We start from the raw sequence: 17744 nt of genomic DNA, 5'->3' as shown, positions 1-17744 counted from the left end.
AGATGAATAAACAAGGTACAGCATTAGGAATGGTAGAAACTAAAGGATTAATTGGTGCAATTGAAGCGGCAGATGCAATGGTTAAAGCAGCGAGCGTACATTTAGTTGGAAAAGTACATGTAGGTGGCGGAATTGTAACTGTTTTAGTACGTGGTGATGTAGGAGCTGTTAAAGCAGCTACAGATGCAGGTTCAGCGGCAGCTCAACGTGTAGGCGAATTGTTATCTGTTCACGTCATTCCAAGACCACATGATGAATTGGAAATGATTTTACCTAAATCAGACAATTAATTTTTAATTGAAAGGCGGAAGCGATTTGAACCAGCAATTGATTGAAAAAATTGTAGGGGAAGTTCTCAGTCAATTGGGAAATGTAGAAGTAGCGCAAGCGCTTCCTACAAATGCAATCCCAATTGCTGTTTCTGCTCGTCACGTTCATTTGTCGCAAGAACATATCGAGGTAATATTTGGTGGTGGGTATAAATTAACAAAAAAAGATGATTTATCCCAACCAGATCAATTTGCAGCGAATGAGACAGTAGTAATCGCAGGACCAAGAGGAAGTATTGAACGCGTTCGCGTACTTGGTCCTGCACGCTCATTGACGCAAGCGGAAGTTAGCTGGACAGATGCTATGAAGCTCGGTGTAAAGCCACCACTTCGTGATTCAGGTAATATTAATGGCTCTGCTGCATTTACAATGATTGGGCCAAAAGGAAGTCTTTATCTCGATGAAGGATTAATCATTGCCCAAGCCCATATACACATGGATCCACATGACGCAAAGCGTTTGGGTTTAAAAAGCGGCGAGTATGTAACAGTAGAAGTAGATGGAGTTCGACCGATTGCCTACCAAAATGTAAAGATTAGGGTTTCTGAACGATATTGTCTCGAAATGCATATTGACACAGATGAAGCAAATGCAGGTTTAATTAAACAAAGTGCATTTGGACATATTGGACGAGCTGTTGAAGAACACCCAAGATTAAAAGAGCAAAATTCGTTACCGGAAATAATTTCAGTTAAAAAGCACCATGATTATTTAAAGAAATTACTTTCAAATGATGATATAAGAGAAATTAAAGAAAATGAAATTATGATTGAAAAAGGAACAATCGTCACAGCTCTAGCTCGAGATACAGCACGAGAGCTTGGGAAATCTATTTCGATTAGAAATTAGAAAAAGGTGATTACGGCATGCGATTAGGAAGAGTTATCGGAAACGTTTGGGCAACACGCAAAGAAGAAGGTTTACAAGGTTTAAAACTACTAATTATTCAACCTGTGGATGCGTATGGAAAAGCAGTAAGGACGCACTTTGTAGCTGCTGACCGTATCGGTGCTGGAAAAGGTGATCATGTCCTTGTAACAAGTGGTGGTTCATCACGTTTTATAGACAAAGATAACCCCATACTAATTGATGCAGTAATTATTGGGATAATTGATTCAACAGAAGTGGAAAGAGGTGAAATCGATGGGACAAGCAATTGGAATGATTGAAACAAAAGGATTAATCGGATCTATTGAAGCGGCGGACGCCATGATTAAAGCTGCGAATGTCACGTTAATTAAACAAGAATTTGTAGATGGTGGAATCGTGACGGTAATTATTCAAGGAGATGTTGGTGCAGTACAAGCAGCCGTAGATGCTGGCCGTGAAGCAGCGAAGCGTGTAGGAGAACTTTTAGGAGCTCATGTTATTCCGCGACCGGACGAATCCGTTCGTAATATGGTTGATCCCCTTGATTATACTAATTATGAACAACAGAAACATCAACAATCCGAACCTAAGCCAGGTCCAAAAGTACAGAGTGCAAAAAAGACAGATGCATAATGTTTGTGAAAGGGTGAGCATATTTGGCATTTAATAGAAATAAAATCGCCGTAATCGGTGCGGGTTATACCGGTGCCACTGTAGCTTTAATGATAGCGCAGAAAGATTTGGGTGATGTCGTATTACTAGACGTTCCTGAACAAGAGAACCCAGCAAAAGGTAAAGCACTAGATATTCTCCAATCTGGTTCAGTTCAACGCTTTAATGCGAAAATCACTGGAACATCTAATTATCGGGATATTCAAGGTGTAGACATGGTTATCATTACTGCAGGTATCGCTAGAAAACCGGGAATGAGTAGAGATGATTTAGTCACAATAAATGCAAAAATCATGCGTAATGTATCTGAACAAGTTAAAAAATATGCACCGGAAAGCTACATCTTAATTTTAAGTAATCCTGTAGATGCCATGACGTATGTTTGTTATAAAACAACTGGCTTCCCTAAAAATCGAGTCATTGGCCAATCAGGTGTACTAGATACAGCACGGTTTAATACATTTGTAGCTGAAGAATTGAATATCTCAGTGGAAGATATCTCTGGATTTGTTCTAGGGGGGCACGGAGATGATATGGTACCGCTTGTTAGGTATTCATATGCAGGTGGAATTCCACTTGAGAAAATCATACCCCAAGATCGTCTGGATGCAATTGTGGAGCGAACAAGAAAAGGTGGCGGAGAAATCGTTTCTTTACTTGGAAATGGAAGTGCTTACTACGCACCGGCAGCTGCACTTGTAGAAATGGCAGGTGCAATTATCCGAGATCAAAAGAGAATATACCCTGCAATTGCTTATCTGGAAGGTGAATATGGATACAATGATTTCTGCCTTGGTGTTCCAACAGTCATTGGCGGGAATGGAATAGAAAGCGTAATCGAAATACCTCTCACAATCGAAGAAAAAGAAGCACTAGACAAATCTGTCGAATCCGTTAAATCAGTGCTTAAAATTTGTCAATTATAAAAAGCATTCCGGCTCTCACCGGAATGCTTTTTATAATTTTGTTCAGCTTAAAAATCGGGTACCTAGCAGCAACACAAAATTCAATTTTATACATACAGATGTCGGAAGTTTACGGGTAATCGCTGCTTATAAACTAGTTACTAGTATATAGAAGCGCATTGTTTAGCGAAAACTGTTCAATCTCAAATGAAATAAGGTTGTTTTAAAGGTGTAAGTACCACCTTTTGGAAACTGCTTTTTAAAATCCTGTGTCCCTGACTGTATTTTCTACGTTTTACTTTGATTTGCAAAGTAATCCTCTCACCAACTCGACAATCTTAAAAAAGTTCTCCCTTTGTGAAAAATATTTTCAAATTATTTTGGAAGCTTAACAAAATTTCAAACCTCAACTCGCTCAACGCCTCACCAGCATAATCAACTCACCAAATAGTCACCTTTACTTTTGTAAAATAAAATAAATTCTGATAATTCAATTGACTTACATAAATCATCCGGTAAAATAATATAATATACAACATGTTATGTTTCATCACATCAAATAAATAAGAAACATAACATGATATAAAAGGGAGGAATTATTTATGGAAGATGTCATGTTTTTAATGAATAGTTTATGGACAATGGTTTCTGCAATTCTAGTTATTTTTATGATTGGTGGGTTTATCCTTCTTGAAGCTGGTTCAACACGAATGAAAAATGCAGGTCACGTTGCTGGGAAAACCATTTTCACATTTGGTTTAGCATCGTTAGTGTTTTGGGCAGTTGGTTATGGATTTATCTTTGGTAGTGATGCGAATTTCTTCGTTGGTATGTCAGACTTTTTCTACTCTGGAAAGTTAGCGTTGGACGCGGCTGTTGATACATCTGTATTTTTTGTTTTCCAATTAGCATTCGCGGGGATTGCAGTAACAATCGCTCTTGGTGGATTTGCAGAGCGCGCAAAATTTTCTGCATATGTGATCTTCACTATTCTATTCGGGATTATCGTTTATCCCGTTATTGCTCATTGGATATGGGGCGGTGGGTGGTTAGCGGAACATGGCAAACAAGACTTCGCCGGTTCCACTGTAGTTCACTTAACTGGCGCAATGGCAGCACTTGCTGCAACCATGTTGCTTAAACCGAGAATTGGGAGATTTAATAAAGATGGTTCATCGAATAATCTTGCTGGTCATAACCAAGTGTATACAGCATTGGGTGTTTTAATCCTTTGGGTTGGTTGGTTTGGATTTAACGCAGGTAGTACAGTTTCAGTAGATGCTGCATTCTTCGGATTTGTGGCTTTAAATACAGCTCTTGCTGCAGCTGCAGGTGTTGTTGCTGCAACATTAATCTCTTGGGTTGTATTAGGAAAACCGGACATTCCAACTGTTTTAAATGGTGCATTAGCAGGTTTAGTTGCCATTACAGCATCTTGTGCATTCGTCGATGTTTGGGCATCTGTTGTCATTGGTTTCATCGCAGGAATACTAGTATTCTATAGTGCTAGATTCTTTGAAAAGAAAAAAATAGATGATCCAATCTACGCTTTATCCGTTCACGGGGCTGCAGGAGTTTGGGGAACTTTATCAACAGGTTTCTTTACTACACCAGAACTTGCGTCTGTTGGTAAACCTGGATTATTCTATGGCGGTGGATTCGATCAATTAGGCGTACAATTAATGGGCGTTGTTGCTTGTGGTTTATTTGCTTTCGGTGTATCCTATGCTATCCTGTTTGTTATGAAAAAAGTAATGGGCAGCATTCGTGTTACTGAAGAAGAAGAAATCATGGGCTTAGATATGAGCGAACACGGAAGTTATGGCTATCCGGAACAGATGATTATAGAAGAGTCGAAAATCTAAATATCAAAAAATCAAAACTCAATAAATAGTAATAGAGCCTCTTTATAAGGGGGCTTTTTGCTTAAAAGGAAGTGTAATCTTGGAAACGTATGAATCTATTAGAGAATGGAAGGATCAACATATAACCGCCTTCCTAGATGACACCGTTTCTCTCAATCGTTTTCATGATCAAGCAATGCACAAGGTAATGGCAGTCGCCAAAAGTAAAATGAAAAAAGACAATCCTCCCTGCTATTTTACATGGTTTATTACAGGGAGCGGCGGGCGATTTGAGCAAGGCTATATCAGTGATCAAGATCATGGCATTGTCTATGAAAAATCAAATGAAGAAAATGATGCATATTTCAAAGAGTTAGGTGAAGAAGTGTCATACGGACTGCATATTACTGGTTATCCATATTGTAAAGGGAAAATCATGAGCTCAAATCCAATATGGTGTAAGTCTTTGAATGATTGGCAAGCACAGCTTCAAGAGTGGATGGAAAATGAAAGCTGGGAATCCATCAGGCACCTTCACATTTTTTATGATGCAAGAGCTCTGCTTGGGAATATCGGCTATATCCATCAATTAAAATCTTTTATTTATGACTATCAATTAGTGCATCCATCCCTTTTGAATCGTTGTATTGCAAATGTCATGCATGTGAAAAATGTTATTGGACCAATTGGGCAAATATTAGTGGAGCGCTATGGTATTTATCAAGGGTGTGTGGACTTGAAATATGCCGCATTTTTGCCATATGTAAATGCCATTCGGTTACTTTCTATTAAAGAGGGCATTTATGAAACCTCAACATTGGTCCGAATGAGACAATTAATTCAGCTAAATGGTTATGAGAAAATACTGTTAAATTGTGAAAAAAATTTCTCGGACTTATTAAAATATCGCTTGTCATTAGTTCAAGGTAAAACATATCCAGATACACATTATTTAAATATAGAAAAATTGTCGAAAAAAGAACGAAACGAAATTAAACGAATTTTAAAAGATGGTAAAAGGCTACATGATGAAGTGATCGCTTTAACTTTATCCGCAAATGAATGAAGATATAGCACCCGAAGCATGTCGCAGCTTTTGAAAGGTGTTAATCGTACTTGCATAATTCAAAATCTGGACGTAAATATGCTGAGGTGTATTTGCGTGAAAAGGGTGTAAGTGATGGCATTTGAACCATTTATGCAAATATTACGAGGTCTTCAAGGAAAACGAACGAACGCCAGTATTGGCGATATTCAAAACTCACAACAAATGGCATTTTTACGAAATCTCCAAAAAGAAATGAATCAGGAGGATAAACTGAGCATTTCATTACAAGAGCTAAATGTCGTGGTGTTCGATATAGAAACTACAGGGTTTTCACCAGAAAAAGGAGATAGCATACTGTCTATTGGTGCAACAAAAATGTGTGGAACAACAATCCTAGAAGAGGAAACTTTTTATTCTCTTGTCCACTATGACCAAGAGATTCCGCGCGAAATTGTACAATTAACTGGTATCACAAATGAGCAAGTAAAAGAAGCGCAGCAATTAGCTGATGTTTTTATTAAATTCATCAAATTTATCCAAGACTGCACACTTGTCGCACATCACGCTACTCATGAAAGAAATTTCATGCAACATGCCAGTTCTAAATTGTTTCGAACGCCATTCAAGCACCGCATTGTGGATACGTCTTTCCTCTTTAAGGTAATCGAGCCCGAAATGAATCTTGTCACATTAGAAGATCTCTGCACGCATAACGGCATCCCTATTATCGATCGTCATCACGCACTAGGCGATGCCAAAATGACCGCAAAACTTTGGAGTATGTATGTAGATAAAGCCAAACAAATAGGCTGCGAAACATTAAATGATGTTTATAGTCGATATGCAAGAATATAACGTGTGAACAAGGATGGTAGATGAGCGAAAGACGAAATTCAATCGCGGGGTTGACTGCAGAAAAAGAAACGAGCAATGGCCATGGCCATCGCTCGTTTCTTTTATTCTTTAAATTATGTTGCGTCCGAAAACAATACGTTACTTGATGGATTCATTCAAGAATTACTAGAGTTATTTAGCGGTCGTCTTAAATAGACTTCATCTTATATAGAAGAAACTCTTACTTCGATAAATAATCAATCATACCTAAAGCGCTGACCTGCATATCCAATTCAATAATTTTATACACATCATGGTCGTCTTTTATACCCAATTCTCTAAGATGATTTGTTATTAAGCTTATAAGCCTGTTCGCAAGTTCATCTGCGCCTTTTCCTTCGCCAACAACCGCCTGTGCCTCTACCATGAATACTTTCAACCATTCGGCTACTTGTTGAAGAGCGTCGTTCGGATTATTTGTCATCCCGTAATGTCCGTAATAAATAGCGGTCAGGTTCATACCGAGCATATGGTCAATTGCATGTTGCATTGCTTGTGGATCAAATTGGTTCGGTGAAGTAGATGGGAGAAACAAATCCACACCATCACGAACTAGCTGATCATAAAGGATACCTACTGTGTCTCCAGTAAATATGCCATTACTGACGGGATCATAAATACTGAAGTGATGTTTAGCGTGACCCGGCGTATCTAAAAACTGCAAGGTACATGTTGGACTAATTACCAACACATCACCTTCATCTTTTACGATCAGCCGCTCTTGCGGTATTGGAACAATTGGGTCAAATAAATCATAAAATTTATCGCCGTAAACCATTTGTGCGCCAGCTATTAATCTCGTAGGGTCCGCCAAATGCCTTGCACCTTTCGTATGTACGACAACTTTGGCATTCGGACAATCTTGAAGAAGTAATCCTGCGCCACCTGCGTGATCAAGGTGAACATGTGTGACAATGATGTATCTCACTTCATCCAGTGAAAATCCTAACGCTTCCAAACCTTTTTTAACATGTTGAACAGAGGGACTCGGACCAGATTCAACAATGGTCAAGTGTTCTTCGTTGATTACATATGTTCCAGTCCGCTCGGCCCAGCCTAAATCAAATCCATCAATCAAGTGGATTCTTTCATTCAGTTGAACAGGGTATTTACTTTTCAAAATAAAACCTCCTTAGAATATCGTGCTGACTAGCAATCTTGTTAAATATTTTCATGTATTCAGAAAACTCTCCTTAAGTGTAATTCAACTGGGTCAATCTTACAAATTGGGTGAGCTGTAACTTTTTATTTCATAGGTATTAACTTCTTTCCCTTATGTATAGTAAGGGTTATGGTATGAATTACCTTTTATTTACTCAATAATCAACGGTACTTTTTTCCTATATACTCAAACTTTAGTATATTGCTGAATTGTAGATTATATGTGACAATATAACTAATTGTGAATTCAATTAAATTTAGATTTATTTTAAGGGGTAAAACAATGAAAATTCACACTAAATATATTCAAATGATACCGTTTATATATATATTGATAGGACTAATTTGGATTATGGGTACAGACTACTTATTAAGCTTGTCTAACTATTCTGTTGAACAAATCCACTTCTTGGAAACATTCAAAGGTTTGTTATTTATTTTCTTTACAGCAATTCTTTTGTTTATTTTTATAAGAAATTTAAGAGATTCAAAACTAATAGAAGAAGAAAAAGATAAGCTAACTTTATTAATTGATACAATGCCCGATTGTGTTTCATTTAAAGATGGAGAAGGAAAGTGGCTCCAAATAAATAAATTTGGTGCTCAGTTATTTGAACTAGAAGGCATCGATTGCCAAGGTAAAACGGACAGAGATCTGGCGCAATATACAGATTTTTATCACGATGCTTTGATTTACTGTATAGAGACAGACGAAGATGCGTGGAAGGCAGGAAAGGCAACTCGGTGTGAAGAAGTGGTCCCTTTAAGAGATGGCTCAAGCAAAACTTTCGATTCATATAAAGTACCTATTTTTCATGATGATGGTTCTAGAAAAGGGTTAGTAGTAATCGGGAGAGATATTACCGCGTTAAAAGAATCAGAGAGTTTGTTAAGAGAGTCTGAAAAAATGGCTGTTTTAGGCTTACTTGCTGCAGGTATTGCACACGAAATTCGAAATCCGCTAACAACGATTAAAGGCTTTATGCAAATGAGCCAAGAGAAAACAATTAAACTGGATGATCATGTTGATGTATTAGTTGATGAAATTGATCGCATTAATAGCATTGTGAACGAACTATTACTCATTGCAAAACCAACAGATGTTATTTTTTCTGACAAAAACATTAATTCAAATGTGAATGAAGTCGTTCAATTGTTATCGATAGAAGCATCGCGAAAAAGCACTCAAATAAATGTGATTGAACTAGATCAATTTAATACGTATTGTAATGATAGTAAACTAAAGCAAGTGTTTATCAATATCATAAAAAATGCTCTGGATGCAATTTCTACAAAGGGTGAAATTACTATTACACTATATGATAAAAACGAGGACTATGTAGCTGTTAAATTTGAGGATAATGGGTGCGGAATAGAAGAGTCCCAGCTAAAACATATTGGTGAACCTTTTTATAGCTTAAAAGATAATGGAATTGGCTTAGGAATGACTGTCAGCTTAAGCATTATAGAAGCACATAAAGGGTCTATCCATATCACAAGTGAATTAGATGTAGGAACTTGCGTTGAAGTATGGTTACCAAAGTCGAAGTAGTCAGCTTGTACATGTAGTAGGGAGATATGTAGTGGGAGGAATTTGTTCATGCGTGCTGAAGATTCAACAGGAATTCAACAAACAACCAAATATTCAACATCAGTTATGGAAGCTGTTAGATTAAGCCTTTTTATAGAAAGTAACTCAACTCATTTAGATCAGTTGATTGAAACTATGACAAAAGTAGAGGTAATGGATAGTTACCTAGAGTCATTTGGTCATGAGGTAAAGGGCAAAGAAGTACGTGAAGTTGTTAAAGGAGTTTTTGGTGCTGATTTGAATTGCATCTCAGAAAAAAATTACGGCAGCAAACTGTCTATTTACCCTGTTTCTGTCATGCAGAGCCTTCGTATTTCATTAAACGTTGACCCTGATACCACTGAATTAGATACTCAAATTATGGCTATGACAAAAAATGAAGTCATGGATCGTTCAATTGAAGCTCATGGTTATTCACTTACTGGAGAGGATGCTAGAGTAGTAATCAATCAAATATTCGGTGTGAATTTAGATGGTATTTCTGGATTAGAACATGTAGGAATTTCAATTTATTCTAAAGGACAATGGATTTTACAAGGTGACACTGATCTGTTCTTTATATCTTCAAACCTTGATGATGTAGAGCTATATTTAGCAACTACAGCGTACTTCAAAGAAACTACTGGTTCAAATCAGTTTCCAGATTCTTTAAAGCAAACAGTAATGAGTTTTGGATTTACTTATAACGCTGACGTAGATCATTTCTTTTATAGAAATCCAACCAATGAATCTGTATCAGATGCTCTTAAAGGCCAGGTTTTGCGAAGTATAGTAGGAACGATTCATGAACTAATAGAAATTGATTCGTTATTAGAAAAGAGAAGTGCGAGGTGACAAAAGTCTCCTCACACTTCTCTTTTCCTATAGCAGTTACTATGTGAAATGTAAGATGAGCGGATGAAAATTATCCATTAAGTAATAATTTACATTGCCCTCCCATCCTTAGAAAGACTCAAGATACCTATAAAACAGATGCAACACTTATTTATGAAAGATATCGCTTAAAATGAAGAAAGTTGTTATGGAAGGGATTGAAGTAAGGGGTATTTTTTCACATTTTCTATTCTCCATATAGTAGTATATAGTAACGGGATTCAAATATTATTGAATTATAGGAGAGTATTATAATGAAAGAGTTTCCACAAGTCATACAATCCATGTTAGATGCATTAGAAGATCATATTGCCATAATTGACCTTAAGGGCTACATACAATATACGAACCAAGCATGGAAACAGTTTGCGTTAGAAAACGATGGGGATTTAAATACTACTTCAGTTGGTGTGAATTATTTAGAATTCCTGGATGATCAGTTCATCTTAGAACGTAATGGAATTAAAGATGTTTTAAACAGTAAGAGAAAAGAGTTTTCGACTATTTATTCTTGTCATGGACCCGACAATGAACGTTTTTTTCGCATGAATGTTGAAAAATGTTTATTGCTAAATGGACATCTGGGTGCATTTATTCGTCATCGAAATGTAACAAAAGAAGTTCAGTCGGATGAAGTTGTTGCGGATGTATTGGAAAGTATGACAGATGCGTTTATGTCATTAAACGAGAACTGGCAGATTACTCATCTGAATGGTGTAGCGCAGCGTGTATTAAATCTTAACGCTGAGGAAGTAATTGGGCAAAACATATGTGAAATTTATCCTGAAGCTGCTAATTCTGAATTTCATATGCACTATACAAAGACCATGAAGGAAAAAGTATACATATCGTTTGAATATTATTTCGATACATTAACTACTTGGTTTGAAATACATTCTTACCCGAGGGTTGATGGTGGTGTATCTATCTACTTCAAAAATATTAACTTGAAGAAAGAGTCAGAAATGCAAAAAGAGGCATATGAAAATACGAACCGTCTAACGTTATTACCGAATCGAAAAGCGATTTCTGAAAAAATAGAAGAGCTAATTAAGAGTGAAACTGGTTTTTCAACCATGTATTTAGATATCAATGGGTTTAAAAATATTAATGATTTATATGGCCATCAAATGGGTGATGAGCTGTTAATACATTTAGCGGAACGTCTAAACACACTTTTACTACCATATGGGGAACTTTCGCATCTTGGTGGAGATGATTTTCTTATAGTAGTCAAAGAAACAGATCGGGATATGATTGAACAGATTGTTGAAGATATTGTCAATCATCTGAAGAGCCCTATTGAAATTAATATAAATCAAAAATTTACGGTAGCAGTCAGTATAGGCATTAGCCAATTCCCTCTTGATGGGCTTAATTGTAATCAAATGCTCAGCGCTACAGAAACGGCGATGTATTACTCGAAACAATCGAGTGAACGGATTTTTTGTTTTTACGAAGTAAATATGACAGAAGAATTATCGCATAGATTGACGATAGAACAATCTTTGCAAGGTGATCTCTCAAAAGAAGGAATTTATTTTGTATTACAACCTCAAATAAATGGAATAACTAATGAAATGGATAGTTTTGAAGTGTTGAGTCGATGGGATCATTCTAAACTTGGGATGTTATCTCCATTTGACTTTATTGAAATTGTTGAGGAAAGCGGGCATATGCTGAAATTAACACGCTATTTAATGGAGGAAGTTTTTTCAGCCGTGTCAAATTGGATTAATAATTTTGGTTTCGATAAACGAGTCTCCATTAATGTGACTTCGTCTATATTATCAAAAGAATTATTTTTTGATGACTTATATAAGCTCTTAGAAAAATACCGAATACCATATAACTTAGTAGAATTGGAAATAACAGAAGACACACGTTTAGTCACTTCTGCCTTAATGTTAAAGCACGTAAATAAATGTAGAGAAAAAGGTATTCGTATAGCCCTTGATGATTTTGGCACAGGGTTTTCTATGTTCTCTTCTTTAACTAATTTTCCAATTGATAAAATAAAAATTGATCGCTATTTTATTCAGCGTATTGGCAATGACCCACAGTCAGAAGCGGTGTTGAAATCCATTATCCATTTATCAAATAGCTTACAATGTGATTTAGTTGCAGAAGGTGTTGAGAATGAAAAAGAAATTACTTTCTTAATGGCACATGGCTGCAACTTCTTTCAAGGCTATTATTTTGAGAAACCCATGTCAATTGAGGACTTTCAACAGAAATATCTTGAAAATAGAAGCAAATAAAACCTTTCACATTAGTGGAGGCCACTGCTTTATGGACCACTCGTGCATCCGAATCGGTTGATAAATGAAGTTATACAACAAAAAAACAAGCAATCTTTTCCTTGACAGTTTGAGGAAAGGATTGCTTGTTTTAGATTAAAAATCCACACACACAGAAAGTATGTATTGATAGATTCTAATCCTTGAATCGTAAATACACTGTTAAATTTATGTTAAGAATAATTTGCATTTGAGTGGTAAAAGAAGTAAAGTTTAAGCTATTGACTTTTTAATGTTACATCCATATATTACTAGAAAATTTCAACTATTTTTAAAAACCCTTAGGAGGGACCACTATTAACAACATAAGAAAATTTCCAAAGATATCACTAATCTTTCTGGCCATTGTATTTTTATGGATTAAAACATATATCTCATACAACGTAAGTTTTAGTATTACTATCGATAACGCAATGCAAGCGTTCATATTATTTATCAATCCATTAAGCTTTTTAATGCTGATTTTTGGCGTGGCTATGTTTATTAAAAAAGAAAATATAAGAAATATTTATATAATAGTAGTAAGTATTTTTTCGACTTTCGTATTATTCGCAAATATGGCGTTTTACCGCTTTTTTAATGACTTTATTACATTGCCAATATTATTTCAGACAAGTAATTTCGGTGACTTAGGTGGAAGTGCTATGGAAACTATCTATTGGAGCGATACACTTTACTTCATGGACATCCTCGTATTAATAGCTATTGCCAAATTTAAACCATCATTTATTGGATATAGTAAACCGTCAAAAATTAAAAAAAGTACTTATTTCTTAGTGACAAGTGCAGTGTTCTTCTTTAATTTCTCATTAGCTGAATCAGAACGACCAGAGCTTTTGACACGAACTTTTGACCGTGAAATGCTGGTCAAAAACATAGGAGTTTATAATTACCATCTCTATGATATTTATTTGCAAACAAAACAGTCAACTCAACGTGCGCTAGCAGATAGTAGTGAAATGGTGAATGTGAACAATTTTGTGAAAGCAAAGAAGGTCGAACCATCAAGTGACATGAACGCAATAGCAGAAGGACGCAATATTATTCTTGTAGAATTAGAATCTGTACAAGAATTCGTCATTAATAATGAAATGAACGGTGAAGTTATTACACCGTTTTTAAATGAACTAACCAATCATCCGGATACCATGTATTTTGATAATTTTTATCACCAGACAGAACAAGGTAAAACTTCTGATGCCGAATTTTTATTAGATAACTCCTTGTATCCTTTACCTCGTGGAGCTGTATTTTTTACGCACAGTGGAAATGAATATCAAACACTGACAAAATCATTAAATGCTGAAGGTTACTATACAGCGTCTATGCATGCCAACAGTAAAAGTTTCTGGAATCGAGATATCATCTATGACAACTTCGGATATGATCGTTTCTATTCCTTGCCCGATTATACTGTTGGGGAAGGGCAAGCCGTAAACTGGGGAATGAAAGATATTCCTTTCATTGAACAGTCTGTAGAGCATATGAAAGAAATAGAACAACCATTTTTCTCGAAATTAATTACACTAACCAATCATCATCCTTTTTATCTGGATGAAGAAGATAAATTTATTGAAGAGTTTGATTCGAACTCTGGCACGCTTAATCGCTATTTCCAAACAGTTCGTTATACAGATGAAGCCATAAAAGTATTGTTTGAAAATTTAAAGGAATCGGGTCTTTATGAGAATTCCATCATTATTATGTATGGGGATCATTACGGTATTTCAGAAAATCATAATACTGCGATGAGTAAATATTTAGAGAAAGAAATTACTCCTTTTGAAACAGCTCAGTTGCAACGTGTTCCGTTGTTTATCCACATTCCCGAAAGTGGTGTCGGCGGGGTTAACCATTCATTGGTAGGTCAAATTGATTTGAAGCCTACAATTGAGAATATAATGGGCATTAATGAATCGGATAATTCGATCCAATTTGGTCAGGATATATTTTCTGAGAACCAAGACCAATTTGTGATTTTACGTGATGGTCGCTTTATTTCAAAAGATCTTGTGTATGCAGGACAAACATGTTGGGATAAAGAAACAGGAGAGTCAACGGATATTGAAGCCTGTAAACCATATATCGAACGCGCAAAAGAAGAATTAGCTAATAATGATAAGATCATTTATGGTGATCTACTGCGCTTCTATGATCTGAAAAGCGGTAATTTGAAAGAGCCAAAATCATCAGAACCAAAACTAGAAGAAAATATTAATTTAAAATAAATTAGTGTATTTTTAGTCTAATGCGAAGACGCCATTGTAAGTGACAATGTCACTTACAATGGTGTCTTTTATTCTTGTGCTGCAGGTTTGCAATAGAAAGTGACAAGTAAACCCATTAAAATGCTGTGATCAGTTGGTACTATAATTAACGGGCACCAATTTGCCATCTTTACTATGCTGAAATCTTGATCAAATTAGCTCAACATAATTCGGTTCTTTTTTTATGTAGTTTTTCAAGTATCCCTTTGCTTTCCGTTCCATCGCACTTTCATGTTTCGCAGCTAGCGTAGCGATGTAGCTCACTTTCGTGTTTCGAAGCTAGCAAAGCGTGCAGAAACAGAAACAGAAACAGATGGAAAGATATTGGACGAACTGTCATTCGTCCAATATCTTTGCGACGAGTAGCCGCAGGAGCACATGTTTTCTCGCCATCGTGCACTAATGCCTTGAAATCCTTTTAGAAGTTCTTGATAGAGCCTATAATTCGCTTTGATGACACTCACATAGCCCGCATTCATATCAATCGTTTCCGTTTCTACAACTATTTGAACTTATGTTTCCTATATTCTCTTAGCTGACTGGAGTGTAGAGCGGCGACTCCGGTGGGATTAGCGTGACAGGTGAGACCCCACAGGAGCGTGGTTTTAGCGACGAGGAGGCTCACCGCACGCCCCACGGAACGCGTCCGCTCGGAACGGAAATCAGCGTGTATCAAGCTTTTTTTGTTTCATAGATATTTATAAAAAAATGACATTAATGAAATTCCATCCCTTTCTCCTTTTTTCGAGAAGGGGATTTTATTTCACCAAATTCATGTATTGTACAACCCATAAATCCAAACTAATTGACAAGTGATAAAATACATGTTAAATTTACTTTGAATTAAAGATAAATGAATTCGAGATAAATTGGAAGAAGGGAAACGAATGGTATCAGCTACTAATAAATTAAAAGCAGTTACAGTTATACTTCGTGCCTCTCAAGCAATTCAAGAAGTGATTAAAAAAGATGCAGCCACGTATGGATTAAATCAAACCGAATTCGCTGTATTAGAATTGCTGTACCATAAAGGAGACCAACCGATACAAAGTATTGGGAAGAAGATTCTTATTTCAAGTGGTAGCATTACGTATGTAGTAGATAAGCTTGAGCACAAGAATTTTGCGATTCGTAAAGCATGTCCAACTGATCGTCGTGTGACGTTTGCTGCTATAACGAGTGATGGGAAGGCATTTATGGATCGGATTTTCCCTCAGCATGAAGCGAAAATTAATGAAATCTTTGAACACTTAGCAGATAAAGATATTAATGACATGATTAAATTACTTAAACGAGTTGGACATCATGCAGAAACGGTATAATTTTTTTTTAGATAATGTCTTTAATTCGAGATATTATCATTGAGGATAAATTAAAGGAGGAAAATTAATGAATCATTTAAAAGGAATTCACCATGTAACAGCTATAACAAGCAGTGCAGAAAAGAACTACGAGTTTTTCACATATGTATTGGGTATGCGTTTAGTGAAGAAAACAGTCAACCAAGATGATATTAAGACGTATCATTTATTCTTTGCAGATGACAAAGGAAGCGCTGGAACGGATATGACGTTCTTTGATTTCCCAAACACACCAAAGGGGACGCATGGTACAAATGAGATTTCAAAAACATCATTTCGAGTGTCAACTGATGCAGCACTTGCCTATTGGGTAAAACGTTTTGACCGACTAGAAGTTAAACATAATGGTATTGAAGAACAGTTTGGTAAAAAGACATTGTCATTCGTGGATTTTGACGATCAACCGTATCAAATGATTTCGGATGAGTTCAACAAAGGTGTCGCTTCTGGTACACCTTGGCAAAAAGGACCGATTCCATTAGAATTTGCCATTACGGGTTTAGGACCGATTTTCATACGTATTGCTGATGTGAATTACTTTAAACAAATGTTAGAAAAAGTCATGTTGTTTAAAGAAGTTGCTACAGAAGGATCTTATCACTTATTTGAAGTGGGAGAGGGCGGAAATGGAGCCCAAATTATCGTTGAGCATAATGAAGCAATGTCAAATGGTCAACAAGGCTTCGGCACAGTTCACCATGTTGCTTTCCGTGTAGAAGACAGAGCGGTATTAGATGAGTGGACAAATAGACTTGAGACCTTTGGTTTCCAAACATCTGGTTATGTAAATCGTCACTTCTTTGAATCACTTTATACACGCGTGACACCACAAATTTTATTTGAATTTGCAACGGATGGACCAGGATTTATGGGTGATGAACCTTATGAAACGATGGGTGAAAAGCTTTCTTTACCCCCATTTTTAGAGCCAAAACGTGAGCAAATTGAAAAACTTGTTCGACCAATTGATACAGTAAGAAGCACAAAAGAGCTAACAAAAAAATATGAATAATGAGGGAATAAGATGAGTTTATTAAAAAAAGTTTTTGGATTAGACAATAAAACACCAGAAAAAGGAGGAAATAATATGTTGAAAATCGGGATTGTTTTAGGTAGTACACGTGAAGGAAGAGTTAGTCCACAAGTAGGTGCATGGGTAAAAGAACTAGCAGACAAACGCGGAGACGCTGACTATCAAATTATCGACATAGCAGATTTCAAATTACCATTATTAGGTGAAGCGGGTGGCGATGCATCAGGTGCGGCAGATTGGTCAGCGCAAATTAATGGCTGTGATGGATTTGTATTTATCGTTCAAGAATATAACCACTCAATCACTGGAGCTTTAAAAAATGCTTTGGATTACTTACGCGTTGAGTGGAATAATAAAGCAGCGGGTATTGTATCATATGGTTCAGTAGGCGGTGCTCGTGCAACAGAACATTTACGAGGTATTTTAAGTGAATTAAGCGTTGCACATGTGCGCGTTCATCCAGCCTTATCATTATTCACTGACTTCGAAAATGGTTCAGTATTCAAACCAGCAGATGTGCAAAAAGATTCAGTAAACCAAATGTTAGACCAAGTAATTCCTTGGACAACTGCATTAAAAACACTTCGTCCGTAAA

At 36.4% G+C, this 17744-nt stretch carries 16 protein-coding genes; 15 read left to right on the top strand and 1 reads right to left on the bottom strand.

Annotated elements, in window-relative coordinates:
* Positions 1-2 precede the first annotated feature (2 nt).
* The 8 genes from E2636_RS15970 (at position 3) to E2636_RS15935 (ending at position 6524) form a co-directional block, all read left to right on the top strand.
* Complete coding sequence (locus E2636_RS15970) at positions 3-290, top strand: BMC domain-containing protein (RefSeq protein ID WP_134211099.1); 288 nt, start codon at positions 3-5, stop codon at positions 288-290.
* Positions 291-315: 25 nt separating this feature from the next.
* On the top strand, positions 316-1179 hold the full coding sequence (pduL, locus tag E2636_RS15965; RefSeq protein WP_134211098.1) for a phosphate propanoyltransferase: 864 nt from the start codon (positions 316-318) through the stop codon (positions 1177-1179).
* A gap of 17 nt (positions 1180-1196) precedes the next feature.
* Positions 1197-1499: a EutN/CcmL family microcompartment protein gene (locus E2636_RS15960; RefSeq protein ID WP_134211097.1), complete on the top strand. Its 303-nt coding sequence runs from the start codon at positions 1197-1199 to the stop codon at positions 1497-1499.
* Positions 1474-1833, top strand: a complete 360-nt coding sequence (locus E2636_RS15955; protein WP_134211096.1) for a BMC domain-containing protein — start codon at positions 1474-1476, stop codon at positions 1831-1833. The genes E2636_RS15960 and E2636_RS15955 overlap by 26 nt, the downstream gene beginning before the upstream one ends.
* A gap of 23 nt (positions 1834-1856) precedes the next feature.
* Positions 1857-2798 (top strand): malate dehydrogenase, encoded by a 942-nt coding sequence (gene mdh, locus E2636_RS15950; protein WP_134211095.1) that lies wholly within the window; start codon positions 1857-1859, stop codon positions 2796-2798.
* A 581-nt stretch (positions 2799-3379) separates the two neighbouring features.
* Positions 3380-4642 carry an ammonium transporter gene (locus E2636_RS15945; RefSeq protein WP_134211094.1) on the top strand — a complete coding sequence of 421 codons (1263 nt, stop codon included), beginning with the start codon at positions 3380-3382 and terminating at the stop codon, positions 4640-4642.
* Positions 4643-4721: 79 nt separating this feature from the next.
* Positions 4722-5687, top strand: a complete 966-nt coding sequence (locus E2636_RS15940) for a DUF294 nucleotidyltransferase-like domain-containing protein (protein WP_134211093.1) — start codon at positions 4722-4724, stop codon at positions 5685-5687.
* Between the two features lie 114 nt (positions 5688-5801).
* On the top strand, positions 5802-6524 hold the full coding sequence (locus E2636_RS15935) for an exonuclease domain-containing protein (protein ID WP_134211092.1): 723 nt from the start codon (positions 5802-5804) through the stop codon (positions 6522-6524).
* A gap of 220 nt (positions 6525-6744) precedes the next feature.
* Here E2636_RS15935 and E2636_RS15930 read toward each other — a convergent pair whose 3' ends face one another.
* A complete protein-coding gene (locus tag E2636_RS15930) occupies positions 6745-7683 on the bottom strand; it encodes an MBL fold metallo-hydrolase (protein WP_134211091.1) in 939 nt (312 codons plus the stop codon).
* 324 nt (positions 7684-8007) lie between these two features.
* Here E2636_RS15930 and E2636_RS15925 point away from each other — a divergent pair, with 324 nt between their 5' ends.
* The 7 genes from E2636_RS15925 (at position 8008) to E2636_RS15895 (ending at position 17743) form a co-directional block, all read left to right on the top strand.
* A complete protein-coding gene (locus E2636_RS15925) occupies positions 8008-9276 on the top strand; it encodes an ATP-binding protein (RefSeq protein ID WP_134211090.1) in 1269 nt (422 codons plus the stop codon).
* A 48-nt stretch (positions 9277-9324) separates the two neighbouring features.
* Positions 9325-10149, top strand: coding sequence for a hypothetical protein (locus E2636_RS15920; RefSeq protein WP_134211089.1), 825 nt, complete (start codon positions 9325-9327; stop codon positions 10147-10149).
* A 293-nt stretch (positions 10150-10442) separates the two neighbouring features.
* Positions 10443-12449 (top strand): EAL domain-containing protein, encoded by a 2007-nt coding sequence (locus tag E2636_RS15915; protein WP_134211088.1) that lies wholly within the window; start codon positions 10443-10445, stop codon positions 12447-12449.
* A 452-nt stretch (positions 12450-12901) separates the two neighbouring features.
* On the top strand, positions 12902-14716 hold the full coding sequence (locus tag E2636_RS15910) for an LTA synthase family protein (protein WP_243840674.1): 1815 nt from the start codon (positions 12902-12904) through the stop codon (positions 14714-14716).
* A 926-nt stretch (positions 14717-15642) separates the two neighbouring features.
* The gene (locus tag E2636_RS15905; RefSeq protein WP_134211086.1) at positions 15643-16077 is read left to right on the top strand and encodes a MarR family winged helix-turn-helix transcriptional regulator; all 435 of its coding nucleotides are present in this window, start codon (positions 15643-15645) and stop codon (positions 16075-16077) included.
* 67 nt (positions 16078-16144) lie between these two features.
* Complete coding sequence (locus E2636_RS15900; protein ID WP_134211085.1) at positions 16145-17128, top strand: ring-cleaving dioxygenase; 984 nt, start codon at positions 16145-16147, stop codon at positions 17126-17128.
* 75 nt (positions 17129-17203) lie between these two features.
* A complete protein-coding gene (locus tag E2636_RS15895) occupies positions 17204-17743 on the top strand; it encodes an NADPH-dependent FMN reductase (protein ID WP_208324211.1) in 540 nt (179 codons plus the stop codon).
* The last annotated feature ends 1 nt before the right edge of the window (position 17744 follow it).

It is taken from the genome of Paenisporosarcina antarctica (genome assembly GCF_004367585.1).
GTDB lineage: Bacteria > Bacillota > Bacilli > Bacillales_A > Planococcaceae > Paenisporosarcina > Paenisporosarcina antarctica.
Note: the sequence above shows the minus strand (reverse complement) of the source record. Positions and strands in the feature narration are given on the sequence as shown.

Coding starts and splice junctions, on each gene's coding strand:
- E2636_RS15970 (WP_134211099.1), top strand. CDS start 3: ATGAATAAACAAGGTACAGCATTAGGAATGGTAGAAACTAAAGGATTA.
- E2636_RS15960 (WP_134211097.1), top strand. CDS start 1,197: ATGCGATTAGGAAGAGTTATCGGAAACGTTTGGGCAACACGCAAAGAA.
- E2636_RS15955 (WP_134211096.1), top strand. CDS start 1,474: ATGGGACAAGCAATTGGAATGATTGAAACAAAAGGATTAATCGGATCT.
- E2636_RS15945 (WP_134211094.1), top strand. CDS start 3,380: ATGGAAGATGTCATGTTTTTAATGAATAGTTTATGGACAATGGTTTCT.
- E2636_RS15935 (WP_134211092.1), top strand. CDS start 5,802: ATGGCATTTGAACCATTTATGCAAATATTACGAGGTCTTCAAGGAAAA.
- E2636_RS15925 (WP_134211090.1), top strand. CDS start 8,008: ATGAAAATTCACACTAAATATATTCAAATGATACCGTTTATATATATA.
- E2636_RS15920 (WP_134211089.1), top strand. CDS start 9,325: ATGCGTGCTGAAGATTCAACAGGAATTCAACAAACAACCAAATATTCA.
- E2636_RS15915 (WP_134211088.1), top strand. CDS start 10,443: ATGAAAGAGTTTCCACAAGTCATACAATCCATGTTAGATGCATTAGAA.
- E2636_RS15910 (WP_243840674.1), top strand. CDS start 12,902: ATGCAAGCGTTCATATTATTTATCAATCCATTAAGCTTTTTAATGCTG.
- E2636_RS15905 (WP_134211086.1), top strand. CDS start 15,643: ATGGTATCAGCTACTAATAAATTAAAAGCAGTTACAGTTATACTTCGT.
- E2636_RS15900 (WP_134211085.1), top strand. CDS start 16,145: ATGAATCATTTAAAAGGAATTCACCATGTAACAGCTATAACAAGCAGT.
- E2636_RS15895 (WP_208324211.1), top strand. CDS start 17,204: ATGTTGAAAATCGGGATTGTTTTAGGTAGTACACGTGAAGGAAGAGTT.